This window comes from Vibrio sp. D173a (assembly GCF_030248475.1).
In genome coordinates this window covers 1-752 of record NZ_JAHGAH010001314.1, presented here as the reverse complement: position 1 = coordinate 752, position 752 = coordinate 1, and the positions used below count along the sequence as shown (strand labels likewise).

Here is a 752-nt window from a genome sequence, read left to right as displayed (position 1 = left end):
ACTACGAAGCTTACCTAGCAGACCGCACTTAATTAGACTTCGTATTACAGATACAAAAAGAGCCTGCGTACTTGCAGGCTCTTTTAATTGGTTGCGACTAACACTTTGAAACAGCCAATAAGAGTGCACAAACAGGTAGAGTTTATTTATCGCTCCACACCGCCATCTCATTGCCGCTCGGCTCGCAGAAATGAAAACGACGACCGCCGGGGAACGCGAAAATATCACGCTTGATCATGCCGCCCGCTTCAACAATATCTTGCTCTGTCTGCTCTAAACCTTGGCTGTAAAACACCATGAGTGCGCCACCCGCACTGGCATCACAGGCCAATTCTGACTGATAAAAACCGCCCATTAAGCCCTTAGCAGTGAAGGCCGTATATTCTGGGCCATAGTCTTCAAACTGCCACTGAAAGACCGACTCGAAGAAGGTTTTTGTCTTGTCTAAGTCTTTTGCTGCAAACTCAATGTAATTGATCGAACCATGTTCCATTTCGGCCTCCTTACCAAAAATGTCGGCTTGGTTACGGGTTATTTTCTACGAACAACCGGGTAATCCGATTGATGTAACTCTTGTACAAAGCCTGAACCATCGCCACTGTGAGTGATCCAGACTTTCTCTTTTGCACGTGTCATAGCGACATAAAACAGTCTTCGCTCTTCCGCATATGGGAAGGTGTCAGAAGACTCAGTTAACGCACCGTCGATATGAAGTTGTTTCTTCTTCGTCGGGAACTGCCCTTCATCGACAC

Annotated in this window: 2 protein-coding genes; both read right to left on the bottom strand. The window is 46.5% G+C overall.

What is annotated here, in order from left to right; all coding sequences use genetic code 11:
- Positions 1-142: 142 nt before the first annotated feature.
- Positions 143-493: a VOC family protein gene (locus KIV40_RS33060; RefSeq protein WP_285353611.1), complete on the bottom strand. Its 351-nt coding sequence runs from the start codon at positions 491-493 to the stop codon at positions 143-145.
- A gap of 38 nt (positions 494-531) precedes the next feature.
- On the bottom strand, positions 532-752 hold a 221-nt coding region (locus KIV40_RS33055; protein WP_285353609.1), incomplete at its 5' end, for a 3'-5' exonuclease.

Excerpts from the sequence above, each read along its gene's own strand:
- KIV40_RS33060 (WP_285353611.1), bottom strand. The coding sequence starts at position 493 with ATGGAACATGGTTCGATCAATTACATTGAGTTTGCAGCAAAAGACTTA.